Annotated in this window: 1 pseudogene; it reads right to left on the bottom strand. The window is 44.0% G+C overall.

What is annotated here, in order from left to right:
• Window positions 1-17: 17 nt before the first annotated feature.
• A pseudogene (locus NF859_RS10605) lies at window positions 18-357 on the bottom strand (hypothetical protein); the annotation flags it as partial.

A 357-nucleotide genomic window follows, 5' to 3' on the forward strand; every position in this document is an offset into this window, starting at 1 on the left:
CTTTATTGCGTTAAGAGTCACGATAACAAAAAAACCTCATTTCTAAGGAGGTGGTTTGAAATGGCCGAGACAATCCCCGTGTGTACATCATGTGGAAAGGAGATAACGCCAAGAGAGCAGGCCTCAAGAACCTTAACTGCAATAGCACGCTTCACGTTTTCCCTTGGGGGATACCAAGCAAACACAACATCACACAATCTATAATAGTTGGCAATCAACTTGTAGTCGATGCTTCCGACAAATTCAACATCAAGCTCTGGATAGCGGGTTCTTACAATCTTCTGTAATTCACCCACGCTCTTCCCACCTCCCACAAAAAGGATCTTGTATCTAGTTGGTTCTCTCGAAAGCGCATCA

This window comes from Thermococcus alcaliphilus (assembly GCF_024054535.1).
Lineage (GTDB): Archaea > Methanobacteriota_B > Thermococci > Thermococcales > Thermococcaceae > Thermococcus_A > Thermococcus_A alcaliphilus.